At 54.7% G+C, this 20,202-nt stretch carries 17 protein-coding genes and 1 tRNA gene; 2 read left to right on the top strand and 16 right to left on the bottom strand.

The genetic code is table 11. The annotated features are described in order from the left end of the window. Window positions 1-13: 13 nt before the first annotated feature. Both WHS46_07745 and WHS46_07740 read right to left on the bottom strand, forming a co-directional pair. A complete protein-coding gene (locus WHS46_07745; GenBank protein ID MEJ5348567.1) occupies window positions 14-2,017 on the bottom strand; it encodes an FAD-dependent oxidoreductase in 2,004 nt (667 codons plus the stop codon). Between the two features lie 94 nt (window positions 2,018-2,111). Then, window positions 2,112-2,888 (bottom strand): enoyl-CoA hydratase, encoded by a 777-nt coding sequence (locus tag WHS46_07740; protein ID MEJ5348566.1) that lies wholly within the window; start codon window positions 2,886-2,888, stop codon window positions 2,112-2,114. Window positions 2,889-3,054: 166 nt separating this feature from the next. On the opposite strand from WHS46_07740, the gene WHS46_07735 reads away from it, so the two are divergent. Continuing rightward, on the top strand, window positions 3,055-4,206 hold the full coding sequence (locus WHS46_07735) for a DegT/DnrJ/EryC1/StrS family aminotransferase (GenBank protein MEJ5348565.1): 1,152 nt from the start codon (window positions 3,055-3,057) through the stop codon (window positions 4,204-4,206). A gap of 8 nt (window positions 4,207-4,214) precedes the next feature. Here WHS46_07735 and purN read toward each other — a convergent pair whose 3' ends face one another. The 14 genes from purN to WHS46_07665 form a co-directional block, all read right to left on the bottom strand. Beyond that, window positions 4,215-5,105 (bottom strand): phosphoribosylglycinamide formyltransferase, encoded by an 891-nt coding sequence (purN, locus tag WHS46_07730; GenBank protein ID MEJ5348564.1) that lies wholly within the window; start codon window positions 5,103-5,105, stop codon window positions 4,215-4,217. Continuing rightward, window positions 5,105-5,929, bottom strand: a complete 825-nt coding sequence (locus tag WHS46_07725; GenBank protein MEJ5348563.1) for a phosphoribosylformylglycinamidine synthase subunit PurQ — start codon at window positions 5,927-5,929, stop codon at window positions 5,105-5,107. The genes purN and WHS46_07725 overlap by 1 nt, the downstream gene beginning before the upstream one ends. Before the next feature lie 221 nt (window positions 5,930-6,150). Further along, on the bottom strand, window positions 6,151-9,153 hold the full coding sequence (locus WHS46_07720; protein MEJ5348562.1) for an AIR synthase-related protein: 3,003 nt from the start codon (window positions 9,151-9,153) through the stop codon (window positions 6,151-6,153). A gap of 26 nt (window positions 9,154-9,179) precedes the next feature. Beyond that, entirely contained in the window at window positions 9,180-9,725 is a 546-nt protein-coding gene (locus WHS46_07715) for a manganese efflux pump MntP family protein (GenBank protein ID MEJ5348561.1), read from the bottom strand. 482 nt (window positions 9,726-10,207) lie between these two features. After that, a complete protein-coding gene (locus tag WHS46_07710; GenBank protein ID MEJ5348560.1) occupies window positions 10,208-10,588 on the bottom strand; it encodes a PilZ domain-containing protein in 381 nt (126 codons plus the stop codon). Between the two features lie 15 nt (window positions 10,589-10,603). Beyond that, window positions 10,604-13,015 carry a phenylalanine--tRNA ligase subunit beta gene (gene pheT / locus WHS46_07705; protein MEJ5348559.1) on the bottom strand — a complete coding sequence of 804 codons (2,412 nt, stop codon included), beginning with the start codon at window positions 13,013-13,015 and terminating at the stop codon, window positions 10,604-10,606. 131 nt (window positions 13,016-13,146) lie between these two features. Beyond that, window positions 13,147-14,157 carry a phenylalanine--tRNA ligase subunit alpha gene (gene pheS / locus WHS46_07700; GenBank protein MEJ5348558.1) on the bottom strand — a complete coding sequence of 337 codons (1,011 nt, stop codon included), beginning with the start codon at window positions 14,155-14,157 and terminating at the stop codon, window positions 13,147-13,149. A 5-nt stretch (window positions 14,158-14,162) separates the two neighbouring features. Next, window positions 14,163-14,516, bottom strand: a complete 354-nt coding sequence (gene rplT, locus WHS46_07695) for a 50S ribosomal protein L20 (protein ID MEJ5348557.1) — start codon at window positions 14,514-14,516, stop codon at window positions 14,163-14,165. Between the two features lie 68 nt (window positions 14,517-14,584). Further along, window positions 14,585-14,782: a 50S ribosomal protein L35 gene (rpmI, locus tag WHS46_07690; GenBank protein ID MEJ5348556.1), complete on the bottom strand. Its 198-nt coding sequence runs from the start codon at window positions 14,780-14,782 to the stop codon at window positions 14,585-14,587. Between the two features lie 168 nt (window positions 14,783-14,950). Beyond that, window positions 14,951-15,493, bottom strand: a complete 543-nt coding sequence (gene infC, locus WHS46_07685; GenBank protein MEJ5348555.1) for a translation initiation factor IF-3 — start codon at window positions 15,491-15,493, stop codon at window positions 14,951-14,953. Window positions 15,494-15,517: 24 nt separating this feature from the next. Further along, entirely contained in the window at window positions 15,518-17,458 is a 1,941-nt protein-coding gene (thrS, locus tag WHS46_07680) for a threonine--tRNA ligase (GenBank protein MEJ5348554.1), read from the bottom strand. A gap of 242 nt (window positions 17,459-17,700) precedes the next feature. Continuing rightward, window positions 17,701-17,775, bottom strand: a tRNA-Val gene (locus WHS46_07675). Between the two features lie 73 nt (window positions 17,776-17,848). Continuing rightward, window positions 17,849-18,406 (bottom strand): CDP-alcohol phosphatidyltransferase family protein, encoded by a 558-nt coding sequence (locus WHS46_07670; GenBank protein ID MEJ5348553.1) that lies wholly within the window; start codon window positions 18,404-18,406, stop codon window positions 17,849-17,851. Beyond that, window positions 18,403-19,743, bottom strand: a complete 1,341-nt coding sequence (locus WHS46_07665) for a hypothetical protein (GenBank protein ID MEJ5348552.1) — start codon at window positions 19,741-19,743, stop codon at window positions 18,403-18,405. Before WHS46_07665 ends, WHS46_07670 begins: the two co-directional genes overlap by 4 nt. 146 nt (window positions 19,744-19,889) lie before the next feature. Here WHS46_07665 and WHS46_07660 point away from each other — a divergent pair, with 146 nt between their 5' ends. Next, entirely contained in the window at window positions 19,890-20,129 is a 240-nt protein-coding gene (locus WHS46_07660; protein ID MEJ5348551.1) for a DUF4911 domain-containing protein, read from the top strand. The last annotated feature ends 73 nt before the right edge of the window (window positions 20,130-20,202 follow it).

Here is a 20,202-nt window from a genome sequence, read left to right as displayed (position 1 = left end):
GAGGGAAAACGTTTCACAGGGCACGGCCAACTTGGAAGCCCTGATGGACGGCGTCAAAGGCCTTACCCACACGGGCGGCGTCCCCCACCACATGAACGGAAAGGCCTTTTTCCCGAAGCTTTTCTTCCAAGGGATTATACGAACGGGATCCGGCTGCCAGCACCACTGTATCACATGGCACATACCGCGTTTCCCCTTCCGGGGTCTGAACCTGAACCCCTTCGGGCGTGATCTCCAAGGCTTTTGTTGACTTGTAGACTTTCACGCCGTGCACGGCGATGTTTTGAAGCATGGCCCAGCGGGTGCTTCGGCCGAGGTCTTTGCCCACGGCATCGAGCATTTCCACCAAGATGATTTCTTTGGTGCCGCGAACAGCAAGCCGAAAGAGTTCTTGGGGATCTTCGGCCTGAGCTAAAGCCAGAAACTTAAGGGCTTCCCCGGAAAGTGTTCCCCGTTGGGCCAGATAGAGCGCGGTCTCCACGCCTACGGCACCACCTCCGATAACAACCACGCGGCGTCCTGCGAAAGCTCTTCCTGCCAATATGTCCCAGGCCTGGACCACATGGGAAAGATGGCTTCCCGGAACGGGCGGCGTAATGGGTTCCGCTCCGGTCGCCAGAACAACCTCATCCGGTTTTTCCTCTCGAATGACGGCTTCCGTCACCTCCGTATTGAGCACCACACGAACACCGCGCACGGCCAGCTGCGTTGCCAGGTCCCTGGCAAGTTCGGAAAATTCAAACCGTCCCGGTGGCGCCGCCGCCAACCAAAGCTGTCCGCCCAATCGGTCCGATTTTTCGTAGAGCACCACGTCGTGGCCGCGATCGTGAGCCGCCAGGGCAGCGCTCATGCCTGCCGGGCCGCCTCCTGCCACCAGAACTTTCTTGCGTGCAGGCGCCTTGACCACTTGGCGGTCCCTTTCATGCCCCGCCAAGGGATTACAAAGGCACTCCACGGACTTCATCTCAAAGAGGTTGTCAAAACAGCCTTGAGCGCATGCAATGCAATGGACGATTTCATGTTCTCGACCTGTGCGTGCTTTTTCGGGAAGTCGAGGGTCGGCGATGAGACTTCGACCCATGGCGACCATGTCGCAAAGATCGTCGGCAATGAGTTCTCTGGCCACGCGGGGATCATTGATTCGGTGCCCGGCGATCACGGGAACGGAAACCCTTTCCTTGATACTTCGGGCCAGGTAAGCGAAGGCTCCTCGAGGCACGTCCGATATGATCTGGGGCACTCTGGCTTCATGCCATCCCACATTGATGTTCAAGGCATCGGCACCATGCCCGACCAGGGCTTGCGCAAAAATCGCCAATTCCTTTCGGCCTACGCCGCCCGGCATGAAATCGTTGCCGTTGGTCCGCACCAAAATGGGAAAATCCGGGCCCACAGCATCCCGAACCGCACAGATCACCTCCAGGCCGAAACGCATGCGTCCGTTGAGATCTCCTCCGTATTGGTCGGTACGTTTGTTGGTCAGCGGCGAAAGAAATTCGCTGATGAGATAGCCCGTTCCACACAGAATCTCCACCGCATCGAACCCGGCCTGTTTGACTCGGCGAGCCGCCTGGGCGAAGCGATCCACAATGCCCTGAATCTCTTCCACCGTGAGCTCTCGGGGCGTCTCTCCGGTAAGCCTGGATGGAACGGCAGACGGTGCCACCGGTTGTTTTCCACCCATGAGAATACTAGGATTGTATCGACCCGCATGGTTCAGCTGCACGGCACTGAGAGAACCGTTTTCTTTGATGGCTGCCGAAAGCCTCGCAAGTCCTTCGATAAAAACATCATCATGGGCGCCGATGTTTCCAGGGCTTCCCGACAGTTCGTCTACCGTCGCATAGCCCACGCAAATGAGGCCGGCGCCGCCTCGAGCCCGTTCGGCATAGAAATCTACGAGGCGGTCGGTGACTTGGAACTTCTTGGCCATGTTGAGATGCATGGCAGGCATGACGATGCGGTTGGGAACTTCCATCTTGTTGATTACAACAGGTTGAAACAGTGGATCCTTCATGATCGTCCCCTCCTTTGAAGGCATAACAATGTCTAGAAATGGCTTGGATGAGCGCCGAGACCCCTCCTTCCCCAGCTCGGCATCCTTTCACGTATCACGTATGGCGCCAGACGGGAGCACGTTTTTCCACAAAGGCGCGCATCCCTTCTTGGGCATCCTCGGCAAGACAGTTGATGGCGATGGCTTCCTTGGCAAAGCTGTAGGCCGCTCTTTCGTCCAAATCCACCTGCCGGTAGAAGGCGTCCTTTCCAAAGGCAAGGGTAAATCGGCTGAATCGCGCAATCTCTTCGGCCAGTTGAATGGTGGTTTCAGCCAGCTGGTCCTTGGGGACCACCCGATTCACCAAGCCCCATTCCAGAGCTTCCTGGGCGGAAACGAACCGACCGGTCATAAGCATTTCAAGGGCTCGACGCCGACCGATAAGGCGCACTAAAGGAACCATGGGCGTGGAGCAAAACAAACCGATTTTGACACCCGGCGTGGCGAATTGAGCTTCGGTCTCCGCAACAGCCAAATCACAAGCGGCCACCAATTGGCAGCCGGCGGCGGTAGCAATGCCATGCACCTGAGCGATAACGGGCTGCGGCAAAGTATGGATTTGCAACATCATTTGGGAACAGGTGGAAAACAGTTCACGATAGGTGTGAATATCGGCTCCTTCCGCCACCATGTCCTTAAGGTTATGACCTGCACAAAAGGCCGGGCCTTCCCCGCGCAGAATCACCGCCCGAACATTCACGTCTCGAGCCAAAGCGTGCAGATGTTCCATGAGGCTGTGAATCACCGGAAGCGACAGGGCATTTCGTGTTTCCGGGCTGTTGAGTACCAAATGAGCTACAGGACCGCTCTTTTCCACGTACACAGCAGGCATCGGTACCTCCTTGATTGATAGTGAATCTTTTGACCTCGTCCCAGGAGAAACCGTTGACATGTTTTCGGGTTTCTCCCATAAGGGGAAACCAGCTTGCCCTTGGACAACGATCTTTTTCACGGCAAGCTTTCATCGATAAGAACCCGGAAAAAAAAGAGCTGAGCCTATGGACTTTATCGACCTTAAGACCCAGCAAAAACGCCTACGTTCCCTTCTTGAGGAACGTATCGGTGCGGTTTTGAACCACGGCCAGTATATCCTCGGCCCCGAAGTTCAGGAACTGGAAATCACCCTTTCTCGGTACGTGGGCACCCGTCATGCCGTGGGCTGCGCTTCGGGCACCGATGCCCTTCTGATGCTCCTCATGGCTCTGGACGTAGGTCCAGGCGATGTGATTCTCACCACCCCTTTCACCTTCATCGCAACCGCGGAAGTGATCGCCATGCTCGGCGCCATCCCCGTTTTTGTGGATGTGGATCCGGAAACTTTCAATCTCGATCCCGACAAGCTTCGGCTGGCTTTGGAAGCTCTGAAAAGAGGGGATCAATCCCTCCATCCTTTCCCCAACACCGCCCGAAAGGCTTCTGTGCGCGGTGTGATCGCCGTGGATCTTTTCGGTGTTCCGGCCGACTACGCGGAATTGGAGAGCATCACCGAAGAGGAAGGAATCTTCCTGCTGGAAGATGCGGCCCAATCCTTTGGGGCCACTCTTCACGGAGTTCCCGCGTGCCGTTTCGGGCATGCCGCCGCCACATCCTTTTTCCCTGCCAAACCTTTGGGAGGTTACGGTGACGGTGGCATGTGTTTTACCGACGACGATACCTTGGCTCAAAAACTCATCTCCATACGTGTCCACGGACAGGGAAGCCACCGTTACGAACACGTGCGGCTGGGAATCAACGGGCGGCTGGACACGCTTCAAGCCGCCATCGTCTTGGCCAAGTGGACGATTTTTAGTGAAGAGTGTCGGCTTCGTCAGGATGTGGCGGCCCGGTACCTTAAGCTCTTGGAAGATGCTCGGCCGGATTTGACGGTCCAAAAAGTTCCCGAAGGCGTGACCTCGGTCTGGGCACAATTTTCTCTTCTGGCTCCATCAATGCAGGAACGAGATGCCATTCGGGAACGACTCCGCAGGGCGGGAATTCCCACCGCCGTCTACTATCCCATACCTTTGCACCTGCAACCGGCTTTCGCCTATTTGGGCTATAAGGCAGGAGATTTTCCCGTCAGCGAAGAGCTGGCCAATCGTATCGTCAGTCTTCCCATGCATCCGTACCTGGAACCCGAGGTGCAGGAGCGGATTGTCATGAGTCTTTGAAGAATTATTTATGTTCGACGGTACACCACGTCGGGGCGATCTCGAAAAGCCGCTTCAACCCATGATCCAACCACTTCCCGATAAGCCGGATCCTCAATGCACACCCTCGGACGCCCTCCGGAACGGGCCACCACACGCACCTGATCCCTGGCAATCCAGTTGACCACTTGAGCGTACATCATGTGTTCCAGGTGCAGACCACGCTGTTGCACCTCTTCGTAAGAATCTTCGTCCCAAATGGGATACACGGCCTGAGCGATCACCGGGCCGGTATCTTCGCCTTCATCCACAAAATGGATGCTGATGCCGCCCCACTTGCATCCGTAACGGTACGTGTCTCGATACCCATGTTGTCCGGGAAAAGCCGGTAGAAGAGCCGGGTGAATATTGACCACACCAGGACGGTCCCCTTGACGAAAACGGTTAAGAAAATAAGGCGTCAGCAACCTCATGAAACCCGCAAGACACACCAGTCGAGCCCCATGGGATTCCACATGAGCCATGATTTCCTTTTCCGCCGCCATAAGGCGAACGAGGCGGTCCCGGCGTGCCTCATCATCCTGGTCATGGAGGATTCTCTGACGTGCATCCACCGCCGCCACCAAAGCATCATCCATCGGTTCGATCTTGTCTGCTTTCAAATATTTTTCATAGGAAACCACAAAGGTGGGAATCCCCGCTTTTTGGGCGCGCACCAACCCCTGCGCGGACGCTCGATCACTGCCCACACACACAATATCGGCCTCCAGCTTTCCTTCCTGAGCGCGATCGATCAAAGCCTGAAGGTTTGTGCCGCCGCCGGAGATCAAAACGGCAACCCGCAACCGGTTTGACCCCCTTGAGGACGCATTCTCAAATCCGGCGCCTTTTTCTCCAGGATGGGCAACATGTGATGCCATTAGCGGGCTCCTTGATTTCTCACATAGTCCACGGCATTTCGAAAAAGGCGTACGCCGTCGCCTTCACGGGGCAGAGGCAGCCCGAGACGCCGTCGACGCTCCTTTTCCCATGTCCAGTCAGGATGGTTGGTCCAATGATGAAAGGCTTCCGGGTGAGGCATCAGTCCAAAAACACGACCGGTGGCATCACAGATCCCAGCGATGTCATGAAGAGATCCGTTGGGGTTTTCAGGAAAGGCGCCACCTGCCGGCCGACCGTCAGAAAAGGCATAACGCAAAACCACCTGATGATTTCTTTCCAACTGATCAAGGACTTCAGGTTCGGCGAAAAACTTGCCTTCCCCATGTCGAACAGGAAGGTCCATAGATTGCAAGCCGTAAGTGAAAACACAGGGCGATGAGGCTTCAAAGACGCAATGGACCCACTGATCCCGAAACCTGCCACAGTCATTGTCAATTAAGGCCACCTGGCGGGATAGGCTTCCCGGCTCAAACCCAGGAAGGAGCCCCGTATTGACCAGGACCTGAAAACCATTGCAAATACCCAGAACCAAGCCTCCCCTTTCCACGAAGGAAAGCAAAGCGTCCCGAAGCCGATACTTCAGGCGAACGGCGAGAATGACACCTGCTCCATGATCGTCCGCCCAGGAAAATCCGCCGCCGATGACAAAGATGTGGTAATCGTCGAGACGTTTCACGCCCGATATGAGCTGATTCAGGTGCACACGTTCGGCATGCGCCCCGGCCAATGTCAGGATGTGCGCCGTTTCCCAGTCGCAATTAAGTCCGAACCCGGTCAGTACCAACGCTCGAACCTCTGCCATGAAAACCTCCACTAGGAATCATGAAGTCTTGAAACTCGTAAATCGCGAAATCGAAAATCGTGGAGGCGTGAGGGCTTGGAATGGTTAGAAGATTGCGGCACAGTTCGTTGGATTCAGCCTTGGACCATTCGCCCCTTTCCAATTGCCGTATCCACGATTTCCCGACTCACAACCTACGATCTCTTACAACTTCACAAGCCATCACTTCATAATTCACGACTTCACGATTTCATGAGTTGGCGATAACGCCAGGCTTTGTCCAGAGTTTCTACGGGCTCCTCAAACACTATGTGTCCCGAAGCATTCCGAACCTTGAACACGGGCTCGGCGGTGACTCTGCCGAGACATCCCATCGGAAGGCCGCGACAATGGGCTTCAAAGGCTTCCCGACGATCCGAAGCCACGGTGACCAAAAAACGCCCTAAAGATTCACTGAAAAGCACGGCAGCTGTGGAAAGATTTCCATCCGCCGGAACAGCACCGAGATGCCACTCCATTCCCAATTCTCCGGCGATGGCCATAAGGGCTCCGTGCACTGCCAAACCGCCTCGACCCACGGCGTGACACGACGCCACAAGCCCTTCCTGCACGGCGGCCTCCATGGCACGGTATAGGTTCAAAAACGATTCCGGATGGGCTTTGGGAACAGTCAGGCCCACGTAACCGAACTTTTCGTAATATTCTGAGCCTCCCAACTCGTGCCGGGTCATCCCCACCACATAGACCCAATCTTCGGGCATCTTCACGTCCATGGTAAGGCAGCGTTCAATGTCTTCCACAATGGTTGTGGCCGTAAACTGCATGGTCGGTAATCCCGACACTTTATGGCGTTCCCCGTAAGCTCCCGGCAAGTGCCCATCCACATACATGCTGTCTTTTCCTGAAAGAAGGGGAATGCCGTAGGCAAGACACATGTCTTTAAGGGCCCAGTTGGCCCGCACAAGCTGCGCGGCTTTGTAGCGTCCATCGGGATTTCGTTCTGGGTCGTATTGAATGGAAGGCCAGCAGAAGTTGTCCACACCGCCGATTTCGTCCAAAAGTCCTCCGACCGCCACCAGTCGGCGCACACATTCATCAATGGAAGCTTCCACCATATGGTAGGTGTCGATCTGGCCATAGGTAGGATGAAGGGCTTGGGTGACAGTAAGGCCGCGTCGCGATGTGAGCACAGGTCTCAGGACCGCAGCATCGTTCGGCACATCGCGTCGGCGGCCCACCAGGAACTTGACCACGCTGGTTCCCTGAACCTCATGGTCGTATTGACGTTGAATCCACTCGCGGCTACACAGGTTGGCGGACGCCAGCAACTCAGTCAAAAGCCGACCGTATGCCTTGGGTTCACTTATCACGGGTTCCGTCAAGCCGCGGGATTCAGGGGAACGCCAATGGGCCTCGAATTCCCATTGAGGGAACTCTTCTCGGAAAAAGCTGAGGTCCAGGTAAGCGCAGGTTTTTCCGTGATATGTAAGATGCAATTTTCCCGTAGCTTCATACCGGCCAATGGCGGTGCATTCCACTTCGTGCAAGGCCGCCAGTTCCATGAAACGGTCCAGATGGTCCGGCCGAACCGCCACGGTCATACGTTCCTGGGATTCTGAAACCCAGATTTCCCAGACATCGAGACCTTCGTATTTGAGCGGCACTCGGTCCAAAGCCACATGGGCTCCTCCTGCCAGCTGGGCCGATTCCCCGATGGACGAGGACAAACCACCCCCCCCATTGTCGGTAATAAAGGTGATCAGTCCCTCATCCCGAGCTTCCAACAGAAAATCGTGCATTTTTTTCTGTGTGTACGGATCGCCGATTTGAACATGGCCTGCGGGGGTGTGTTCACTGTAGCTTTCACTGGAAGCCGTCACTCCGTGAATCCCGTCCTTACCCACACGGCCTCCGGCCATGATGATTATATCCCCAGGATTGGGTTTCTTCCGTTCTGCAGGTTCGCCATGAATGGTTCGAGGCATGAGGCCGATGGCGGCGACAAAAACAAGACATTTCCCAAGATAAGACGGATGGTACAACAGATTCCCGAACACAGTGGGCACCCCGTGCTTATTGCCGCCGTCCCGAACCCCTTCCACGACCCCATCCAAGAGCCGTCGTGGATGCAAATGGGGTCGAAGAGGTCCCGCATAATCCCTCGGCCCCACGCAGTAACCATAAAGGCCGGCGATCAGTCGTGATCCCTTGCCGGTGCCCATGGGATCACGATACACGCCCACAATGCCAGTCAAGGCGCCGCCATAGGCTTCCATATTGGACGGACTGTTGTGGGTCTCTCCTGTGATCACGTAGAGATGTTCTTCATCGAACCGGGCGGCTCCGGCATTATCCCAAAGCACCGAAACAACCCAGTCCTTTTGGGCCTGCACGGCTAATGTGGGAGCTTCGATACAGGTCTTGAAAAGATTGTCCACGATGGTTTCACGACCCGTATCCATGTCTCTATAAAGGAAAAGGCCGCGAAAAGTGTTGTGGTTGCAGTGGTCGCTTCGAGCCTGACCGATGGCTTCCAACTCCACATCAGTCGGCAGACTTAAACCCACGCGTGCTCTTTGTTCCAGCACATCCGGTCGCAGAAAATAGCGGCGAATAACGGGAATATCCCGAGGATTCAAGGCCAGATTACGCGCATCGCTCAGGGCCTTGAGTTCCTCATCGCTTCCAATGGCGATATTTTCCACGGTTGGAGTGTGTCGCAAAGCCACCTTGGGTAAAACAATCCCGATCCCCTCTTCGGGATTCCAATCATTTTGAGCGAAAATGCGCCATTGCTGAATGATGTCGTTGGCCAGAAGTTCCCGTGCAATGGTTTCCACCTGAAAGCGATCCAGGTTGGCTTCTTGAAGGAGGTAGAGCTTGGAGGTATAGGCAGCATCGCCTCGAGGTAGAGGACGCCTGAGATAGTCAGCGATGGCTTCCAAAGCCACACTGCCCGCCGTGTCTCTAACACCGGGTCGAAAGCCGACCCAAACGGCCCACTGAAAACCCAGGGCCGTGGCCAGAGGACGAAAGGAAGAGACTTGGGTGACGGGATTGGTAAAAATCTCCGTGCGCACCGCCTCCAGTTCCTCCGCGCTCAAACTTGTTTCCAGCATGATGACGCGAATGACTCGAGCCTTCCCCACATGCCAGCCGAAATAATCGGCGATTTTGCGGCACAGCTCGGAACCTTCGGCATCAAAAAGGTGAGGCTTTAAAGCAATTTCCAGTCGAACCGCCATAGTCTTCCCACCGGTTTGTTCAGCATTCAGCCTAGCAAGAGCTTAAAAGCAATAGCGATCAGGACCACGCCTCCGAAAACGCCCATGCGACGCCCCCACAAAATGGAAAGTCGGTTACCGACGCGCATGGCCGCCCAGGTCATCAGCCCGGCGGTAATGCCGATGCACACCGCCGCTGCCAGCAGGTCCCGACCCAAAATGCCCAAACTGAATCCTACCCCCAAAGCATCCATGCTGGTAGCCACAGAGAGCACCACCAGGCTGAGGCCCCGAGTGGGATCCGCACACACTTCTCGGGATTCTTCACCCTGAAGGCTTTCATAAGCCATTTTCCCACCAATGAAAACAAGAAGAAAAAAAGCCAACCATGGTCCCCACCTTTGGACCAGGCCCACAAGGTACAGACCCAGAGCCCAACCCACAAGGGGCATCAGAAACTGAAACAGCCCGAAATGAAAGGAGAGACGAAAGACCTGTCGCGGCGCACAAAATCGAGTGCCCACACCCAAGCCCACGGCAAAAGCGTCACAACCTAAAGCTACGGCAAGAAGAAAGGTTTCCAGAGGGGTCATGGAATAAATTTTTTCAAGAGAGTGTTCGAAAGGCTTGAATCAATTATTGACGCCGCGCGTCAAATTTCCAGAGACCTGCAGGGACGGACCGTTGTGTCCGCCCAAAGATGGTGGAGGACATTCCTTTGGTACGCGGATGGTTTCGGTTTCATGGAGATGGTATCTGGACTTTCGGCAATCGAAAGAAATACGCATAAGGTCTCTGCCTTGAAAAGAAAATTGTCAGTTCAACATTCTCCCATCAAGCCATGGGCTTGCCCATACCCTTTGGTATGTTCGGGACAGTCCCATGGGTTCGCGCTTACAGTGTTCTTGATGAACGGGCTTACGGAATCGTTTTCCCATGGGCTCTGTTTATGGGCGGACACATGGGGCCTCCCCTGCCGGATCTTGCTGCGAGGCCGATACTCCAGATCATCTCATTAGGCCTTGAGTATGGGGTAGACGAAATGGATCGCTGGAGACATCGATTCCCGCACGTTCTAAGTGTAAAAGATTTCGTACAGATTCCCGTAGACCCTGTAGCGCTCCGAGAAATCGGCTAAAAGCCTCGCCTTGGCCGGATCCAGCTCCAGGAATTTCACACCCATGCCCCGAGGTGTCACGGTGTCATCGGCTCCGTATGGATTGGTCCACACCACCTCGCCTTCGACATCAATGGGATGTTTCAAGCCGGGAAAATGAAGGCTCAGGCGTAAACGAGCCTGCAACGGCGCCGGATCTTGACAGAGCACCAGCATGCCGATTTCGTTGAAGTGAATGGAACGGCCCATGCCCTTATGGGATTCGTGAACAAAGGTCACCTGAACTGCTTTGGGGCGATCCCCTTCCCCCTTGTCCTGGATAAGACCGTTTCCAAACATGTGTCCCTGTTTTTCTTAGCGGAGGGTGGCCTGAAAGCGATCCAAGACCTGGTCCGTGATGCGCCGATGCACGGCATTCACTTCTTCGTCGGTGAGGTTCCGATCGGCGGCACGATACACGATTCGGTACCCCACACCTTTTTGATGATCGGCCAATGGTTTTCCTCGGTACAAATCAAAAATGAAAACAGATTCCACAAGAGGTTCCGAAAGCGAGCGAATAAAAGACAAGGGCTCGGCCACTGGAAGTTTTGCTTCCACAATCAATGCCATATCCCGGATCACCGAAGGAAACTTAGGAAGCGGCGTAAATCCAGGATGTGGATTTCTCAAAGCAAAAAGAGCTTCGAAATCCAGTTCGAAGTAGTACACTTCCCGCTTCAGGTCAAAAGCCTCCTGCACATCAGGATGAAGACGCCCCAAAGAACCTACCGGAACACCCTTGACCTCAAGTGTTGCCGAAAACCTTGGATCACTGTAAGGTGGAATCTTCTCTCGAGTAAACCTGACCTGGGATTCATCCAAATACAACGCTGCCAGAACCTCTTCCACCACGCCTTTGACATCCGTGTAATCCACCGTATCCTCGGCCCCATAAACCGCGCGAGGATCCCGGCGTCCCACCATCACCCCAGCCAGGTGATGGTCTTCTCGAGGCAATAACTGCCCAGGTTGCGGCAGGAAGACCTTACTCAACTCAAAAAGACGCACATCCAAGTTCCCGCGATCCAGGTTCAGGCGGGCTGTCTGAAGCAATCCCGCCAGAAGTGATGTGCGCATAACAGCCTGCTCTTCGCTCAGCGGATTGAGCAGCCGAACTGGCTGAAGCCTGAAATCGTCTTCGGAAAACCCGAGAGATCGCAAAGCTTTTTCAGACGTGAAAGAAAAAGTGAGCACTTCATGGTAGCCGGCGGCTTCCAAAAGTCTTTTAATTTCCCACCGAGTCTGTGCATGGGGATCCACGGGATCGCTGTAAAGAGGCACCTGGGCGTGGGTCACGGGCACTTGATCGTAGCCCACCAACCGAGCCACTTCTTCGGCCAGATCCACTTCTCGAGTGACATCCAGGCGAAAAGACGGGGGTGTCACCTGAAGGGTGTCGGCATCCACAGCTTCAACATCCATCTCAAGGGACCGTAACACATCCGCCATTTTCTGGGCGCTCAGATCCATGCCCAGGAATTGGTTCACCTTGGGGACACGAAGCGTAATGCGAGGGCGAGCTATAGGAACGGGATACGCATCCAGGCACCCTTGCGCGATGGATCCTCCAGCCAGTTCCAGCATGAGCTGTGCGGCACGGTCGGCGGCACGCAGCACCCCTTCGGGGTCTACACCACGTTCAAAACGATAACTGGATTCGGTGCGCAATCCGAGTTTTCGGCTGCTTCTACGAATACATTCCGGCTGAAAATAAGCGCTTTCAATGAGAACCCGTGTCGTGGACGGAGTGATTTCCGACTCCAGTCCTCCCATAATACCGGCAATGGCCACAGGACCTCGCCCGTCGCAAATGAGCAATGTGTCGTCAAAAAGGGTGCGTTCCACACCGTCCAAAGTCACGAATTTTTCTCCGGCATAGGCACGACGCACCACTATACGTCCTTCGTGCAACCGGTCGTAATCAAAGGCATGCAGGGGTTGTCCCAGTTCCAGCAGGACGTAGTTGGTCACATCCACGATATTGTTAATGGAACGAATGCCTGCCGATTCCAGACGGCGTTTCATCCATTCCGGGGAGGGGCCCACGGTGACCCCTTGAATAAGGCGCGCCGCATATCGTGGACAACCCACAGAATCTTCCAGAGTCACGGAAGCCAGCGATTCTATCTTCGGGCCTGTTTCCTGGACCGTGATGGTCGGATAACGCACGGATGTTCCGCAAATAGCCGCCGCTTCTCGAGCGATTCCCACCATGGACAAACAGTCTCCACGGTTGGGCGTAATGGACACATCCAGGCGCACATCGTCCAGGTCGAAAACTTCGGCAAGAGATCGGCCCACAGGTGTATCTTGAGGCAAGATCCAGATCCCGGAAGCGTCTTCGCCCAGCTGCAGTTCTTTTTGGGAACAGAGCATGCCCTGAGACAATTGCCCGCGAATGGTCGTTTCCTGAAGCACCATGCCTGAGGGCAAAACCGTGCCGGGAAGAGCCAGGGGAACATGTTGCCCCACGGCCACATTGGGCGCACCGCAAACGATGCGCCGTTCGCCGACTCCGTCTTCGACACGACAGATTTTCAGCTTGTCGGCCTCGGGATGCGCCTCCACAGCCGTCACACGCCCCACCACCACAGTCTTCAAGTAGGCGTAAGGTTTTTCCACGGCTTCCACTTCGAGCCCCACCATGGTCAACCTTTCCGCCAGCTCTTCCATGTCCATGGTGAGATTGACGTAATCTCGAAGCCACGCACCACTGACAATCATGGATTCTCCCCTCGTCACAACCTTAACGGGCGGTCACTCTTGGTCTTTCTACGGCAAAGGGCACGACCTCTTTTCCGTCGTGCCCTTTGCCCGCAAACCTTAGTCGCCGCCCTAACCCGGTCTTGGTTCCGTCAAAACTGGCGCAAGAACCTTAGGTCGTTTTCAAAAAAGAGTCTGAGATCATTGATGCCGTATTTGAGCATAGCGATACGCTCAATGCCCATGCCAAAGGCAAACCCGGTGACTTCCTCGGGATCATAGCCCACCATCTTGAACACTTCAGGGTCCACCATTCCGGAGCCGAGGATTTCCAGCCAGCCGCTCTGAGAGCACACACGGCATCCGGCCCCTTTGCAGATCACACACTGAATATCCACTTCGGCGCTGGGCTCCGTAAAGGGAAAGAAGCTGGGACGAAACCGCAACCCCACATCCGGCCCGAACATCTGGTGCACAAAGACCGTAAGGACACCTTTAAGATCCCCGAAGGAGACCCCCTTGCCCACCATAAGGCCTTCCACCTGATGAAACATCGGGGAATGGGTCACATCGGAATCGCAACGATAAGCCTTGCCCGGGGCGATGATCTTGATGGGAGGTTTTTTACGTTCCATGGTGCGCACCTGAAGCGGGGAAGTATGTGTGCGCAAGACCACGTCTTCAGACACATAAAAAGTGTCTTGCATATCCCGAGCCGGATGATCCTTGGGGATGTTCAGGGCTTCGAAATTATAATAATCCAGCTCCACTTCCGGGCCTTCCACGGTTTCAAAACCCAGTCGATTAAAAATGGAGGCGATCTCCATGGCCGTCTGGGTGATGGGATGCAGACGACCTCGAAGAGGACGCCGACCCGGTGCCGTAATGTCCACTGCTTCACCCTGACGGGCGGCCCGTTCCTTAGCTCCTTGAATCGCTTCTTCCAGAAGCATCTCCAGGCGGGCTTTCACCTCGTTCAGCACTTTCCCCACAACGGGACGCTGGTTCGAATCCACCTGGCCAAGATTTTTAAACAAAGCCGTCAGTTCGCCTTTTCGTCCCAGAAAACGGACTCGAAGCGCTTCCAACGCCTTGAGGTCGTCTCGGGCGTCGGTGATGGCCTTTTCCGCCTGAACGAGCAGAGCACGTGCTGTGTCTTCCATGGATTCTATGCGGCTTCTTTGGCTAGGGCCACAAGCTTGGCAAAAGCGTTGGGGTCATGGACCGCGAGGCTCGCCAAAACTTTTCGGTCCAAATTCACATCGGCCTTCTTCAGTCCATCCATGAAACGGCTGTAACTCATGCCGTGCTGACGGGCGGCGGCGTTGATTCGCATAATCCAAAGGCTACGAAAATCGCGCTTTCGAGCCCTTCGATCCCGGTAGGCGTACACCAAAGCTCTCTGCACCGTCTCTTTGGCCGTTCGCAGCAGTTTGCTTCTACCCCCTCGATACCCCTTGGCCATATGGAGGATTTTTTTGCGCCGCTGGCGCGATTTCACCGCTTTCTTCACTCGAGGCATGTTCCGACTCCTTCACTTGTTCATGGTGCTCGCCGCTCAAAAGACGGCGTCTTCCTTTCAGGCTCGTCCTAGGCGTAGGGAAGCATGCGCGAGACAGCTCTGAAATTGGCGGAGTCCACAAGGGCGGATTGACGTAGAGCTCTTTTTCTCTTCGCACTTTTCTTGGTCAGAATATGGCTCTTGCCCGCCTTGGCCCGCGCAAATAAACCGCCGCCTGTGCGATGAAAGCGCTTGGCGGCCCCTCGTTTCGTTTTCAACTTGGGCATGAATTCCTCCGCAATCTTTTTCTCAGTAAGTCACAACACTTCGGGCTCGACGCACGTCGCCCTGTGCCCGAGTCTCCCGGCAATCGAAGCGTGTAATCTATTGACAGGTCCCTAGGGTGTCAAGCGTTTTATCGGACGAGACCAGCCCTTCACGGATGTGAAAAAAACCTAAGATTTAGGGGCCAGGATCATGACCAGGTTTCGGCCTTCCATCTTGGGTGGCATTTCCACGACAACCTCGTCCTTGAGTTCATCCAGCACCCTTTGAAGAACCATCTCCCCTCGTTCCTTGAAGGCGATTTCACGGCCTCGAAAGATCACCGTCACCTTCGCCTTGTCCTTCTGAGCTAAAAAACGGCGAATATGGCGCAGTTTGGTCTGGATGTCGTGCTCGTCCGTCTTGGGCCTGAGTTTGACTTCCTTGACCTGAATGACGGTTTGTTTCTTTTTGGCTTCCTGGGAACGCTTGCTCTGCTGATACCGGAATTTTCCGTAATCCATGATCTTGCAGACCGGAGGGTCCGCATTGGGGGCCACCTCCACCAGGTCCAGCCCTTCTTCTCGAGCCGCGTTCAAGGCCTCATCGATGGACATGATGCCCAGCTGGCTTCCGTCCGCACCAATGACGCGCACCTGTCGTGCGCGGATCTTTTCATTGATGTTTTCTTGTTCTTTTTTCAGAGTCCAATCCTCCCTTTCCTCAAGGTTCAAGGTTGCGCTTCATCCCTGGGGCCGCTACACCGCGCCTAACCCTATCCTTCCACCGGAACCTTCCAGGCATTCGTTGCGAAGGAGTTCAATCACTTGCTCAGGCCGCATCAGTTCCAACTGCTGCCCGTCCCTTTTTCTGGGTCGCACCGCTCCGGCCTCCACTTCACTGTCCCCGATCACCAACATGTAGGGTATCTTTTGCATCTGCGCTTCACGGATCTTAAAGCCTAACTTTTCATTGCGTTCATCCAGTTCCACTCGCACCCCGGCATCCCTCATTTGTGCATACACAGAACGGGCAAAGGGGAGCTGCTTGTCCGTCACTGTGACAATGATGGCCTGCACGGGAGCCAGCCACGTGGGGAAAGCGCCGGCATAATGTTCAATAAGGACACCAAGGAAGCGTTCAATGGCGCCGAGAATCACACGATGAAGCATGACCGGGCGGTGTTTTTGCCCGTCCGGGCCCACATAGGTGAGGTCAAAGCGTTCGGGCAGGGTAAAGTCGCATTGAATCGTCGCACATTGCCATTTGCGTTCCAAAGCGTCTCGAAGCTTCACATCAATCTTGGGCCCGTAAAAGGCGCCTTCGCCTTCACAGATTTGATAAGGAATCCCCTTGTCTTCCAAAGCGGCCATAAGCGCTTTGGTGGCCCGCTCCCAATCTTCATCGGTTCCAATGGATTTTGCCGGCCGTGTACTGATCTCCATTTCGTAGGAAAAGCCAAAAAGCCCCATCACCTCGATCACGAAATCCACAATGCCTTGAATTTCGGAATGCAACTGTTCCGGGGTGCAAAGAATGTGAGCATCGTCTTGGGTGAACTGACGAACACGCAGAAGTCCGTGGAGCACACCCGATTTTTCATGTCGATGCACTGTCCCTAGTTCGAAATAGCGAATGGGCAAATCCCTATAGCTGCGCACCTTGGACTTGTAGATAAGCATATGCGCAAGACAGTTCATGGGCTTGATTCCGTAGGACTGCCCTTCGATTTCCGTAAAGTACATGTTTTCACGGTAATTGTCGAAATGGCCGGAGCGCTTCCATAGATCGGTCTTAAGCAGGGTCGGCCCCATGACAATCTGGTAACCTCGACGTAAATGCTCTTTCTTTTCAAAGGTTTCCAGGATATGCCTTAAAAGGGCGCCTTTGGGATGATAAATGACCATTCCGGCACCCACCTCGTCGGAAAAACTGAACAGATCCAGTTCCCGACCCAGCCGACGGTGATCCCGTCGTTGCGCTTCGGCAAGAAAGTCCAGGTACTTCTTGAGCCCTTTTTTGTCCGGAAAAACAGTCCCGTAAATACGCTGCAGCATGGCATTGCGTTCATCCCCGCGCCAGTAGGCTCCGGCCAAGGACAACAGTTTGTAGGCCTTTACATAACTGGTGTCGGGAATGTGAGGGCCGCGGCATAGATCCACGAAATTTCCCTGACGGTACACGGACACCGTGGGTTCCGCCAGTTCTTCGAGCAGTTCCACCTTATAGGTTTCGCCGCGATCTCGAAAGAGTTCGATGGCCTCTTCACGGGGCAGTTCCTGACGTTCAAAAGGCAAACCCGCCGCGATGATTTCCGCCATTTTGGCTTCAATCTTTTCCAGATCTTCCGGGCTGAAGGATTCAGGCACATCAAAATCGTAGTAAAAACCGTTTTCAATGGCAGGACCGATGGCAATTCTGGTGCCGGGGAACAGCTCTTGGACCGCTTGAGCCATGATGTGGGATGTGCTGTGGCGAAGGATTTCCAACCCTTCCGGCGTCTCTGGGTTCAGAGGCTCCAGGGTGCCACTTTCCTCAATGGGTGCTCGAAGATCTTTAAGCTTTCCATTCAGTCGCGCAGCCACCCAACCGTTCTTGGATTTTTTCCACTGCGCCAAAGCCTCTTTAATGGTGGCTCCTTTAGGGAGTTCCAGGGAGGTTCCATCCGAAAACTCGACTCGAACCGTTTCTTCGACCATGTTTGTTTTCTTCCTCGTTTTCTCGTGCAGACCTTGAAGGTCCTGAGGGATCTGCCGCATCCATAAAAAAAGCATCAGCCGCCTCAAGACGGATCTGATGCTTTGGGCTCCGTTCAACCTGCCTGGGCGCTGGAAGGAAAAACCCGTACAGCGTGCTGTTCCACCCGCGAGCCTTAAACCATTCTTGAATACGTTGTTCTGAGCAGGATCCTCATTCCATGAACCCCGTCAGGTGGTTCTCATGGTAGGCACGGGCGGGATTGAACCGCCGACTTCTACCGCGTCAAGGTAGCGCTCTCCCACTGAGCTACGTGCCTACGAAGTTGGCCTTCCTATTAGCCAATGTGAGCCGATCGTGTCAAGGCAAAAGCTGCATGCTTCTCGACTCTGTCATGCCAATCCATCCGTTCCCGCAGGCCGTCCTCTTTCCCAAATGCGAAACCCCAGAACAGTGTAGTGCAATCCACTGGCGACGGTGATGAGCCCTGTCAAAGCGTACAAAATCTTACGAACCGTCGGTGACCAACCCATCAGGGGTTGCGACAAGGTGAGGAGCACGGTAACAATTTGGGCCAGTGTAGTTAATTTGCTTAAAAGGCTGGGGCGAATCTCCAAAGGTATCTGAAAAAACCAAAAAGTCATGACTCCGGTAAGAATCAACAAGTCTCGGCTCACAGCCACAATCACCAAAGCATTGGGCACCAGTGTCAAATGCCCTAGCAAAATAAAGCTGGTCACCAAGAGAATCTTATCCGCCAAAGGGTCTAAGTAGGCGCCCAGCCGGCTCTTTTGATGAAAGACTCGAGCAATGAATCCGTCCAGCCCGTCGGTGATGCCTGCCAAGAAGAAAACCGTCAAGGCTCCCGTGAGCCTTTCGTTCAAAAGAAGCCAGACAAGCAGAGGTGTCAGCAGGATTCGTAGAAGTGTCAGAAGGTTCGGTATGGTCATGGAGTTTCTGATTTCTGGGCTGGGGAAGCTTGGGATTCCTCGGCAACAGGAACCACACTGAAGGTGATCCTTCGAGCCGCCGGATCGATTCCTTCCATCCTTAACACCATTTGTATGCCCACAGGCATGCCATCCAATCCCTTGAGCGCTTCAGGATCCACGTTTTTGGCTCGAGCAGCCACACCCTCGGTTTCCAGGATCACCGAATCCACCGCAAAGTCTTTGTTCGTTTCTTTGAGGCGTTTTTCCATGGACAACCACGCGGCGTAGGAAGCATCACCCTTGAGGACCACTTCCCAAGATCCTGGGCCGGCTACGGGCGCAGGGCTTGGGGACGGTGCCGCCTGAACCTGACTTGGTTCCTGCGCGGCAAAAGTCCCCTTGGAAAGAACCGGTTCCAGTTTGGAAGCCAGGACCTCCGCTAAAAGGATCATGCCTTCACTGGATTCATGGCTAAAACCGGAAACCCGTTCGTCCAAACGAGCGACGGATTGCCCCGAACCCGCGTCCACCACTTCAAGCCGAACCTCCAAAGCATCTCCTGCTTTGCCGGCAGTTCCCATGATCAGGTGGGACACTCCTCGCCGTCGAGCTTCCTCAAGCCATGGAACCAGCTGTTCCGCGGTTGAAGGAACTCCTTGTGGTGATTCTTTAGGAAAAGTCACCTGCCATCCATAATCCCGGGCTTCGTCGGCAAACCACACACCCAGTTCTCCCTGGGTCACGGAACCCTCTTGGAGAGTCGACGTGCTCGGCGGGTCCCAGTTTTCCGTCACAGCCCAAAGAAGGCGTCCCTTAGGCGCCTCATGGTCCTTGGAAAACGGCGGCTGAACTTCAGGAACCACGGGAGCCGACGCCGAGCCAGCCTCTTCCCGCGCCGCAGCCTCGGAACCCGTCGTCTGAAGTCCTTCCCCTAAGGAGGGTGCGGACTGCAATGCAATTCCCATTTTTTCTAGATCGGCTCGCAGCGTCCCCAAAGCCACATCCACAGCCCCTTGGACGCGGTAGAGATCCCCGTCCGTGTATTCGGCTAGAATTTTAAAGCTTTGGGCATAGCGTTCCGCCTGAGAGACAATGCCATTTCGAATTTCTTTGTTTTTTTGAGCCAGTTCTTGTCCTGGAACCAAAGTTCCTACGGCTTGAAGCACCGCCTGCCGAAGAAGATCTTCAAGAGCTTGGGTGCGGGATTGAGCGCGATTAGCCGGTTGCAAAGGGGATGTTCCCTGGGCTACAAATGTCTGGCTCAGGTCTTGAGCGGCCCATGGCGCCCCTCCTTCAAGCCCTAGAATGATGCATAGAAACCCAAGAGCACATCGGATACCGAGACTTTTTCCCATGAGCCCCTCACCCTTTCCGCACGCCATCCTCTGCAAACACACTTGGGTCCTCTCTCACGAACATCGATCCTTTCCTCTACCACCCTTTCATTGCTATCATAAGCTGATTCTCAACTCAAAGTTCAAAGTGGCAGGACTTGGACTCCATGAACATGGATCGATGCAAGGTTTTTGAAGTGTGGATACACCCGCGTAACATTCACCTGCTGACCTCCATTGTCGAAGCCTATGAAGGTTTGGGCGTTGTGACGACGGAGGATCCTCGACTAGCTCTGGTACGCATCGCCGTGGCACCGGGCTGCGAACCGGAACTGCAAAAAATTCTTCAACAAGAAAAGGATCGTCTGGGCATTCGATCCTTTACGGAGAGCGGTCCCTTGAAATAAGGTGTGTGTTGGACTAAGAGGAACAGGATCCTGAAGATCATCGTGCAACTGGAAAAAGTGCGGTCGTGGAGAC

This window comes from Desulfosoma sp. (assembly GCA_037481875.1).
In the GTDB taxonomy this organism is placed as follows: domain Bacteria; phylum Desulfobacterota; class Syntrophobacteria; order Syntrophobacterales; family DSM-9756; genus Desulfosoma.
Note: the sequence above shows the minus strand (reverse complement) of the source record. Positions and strands in the feature narration are given on the sequence as shown.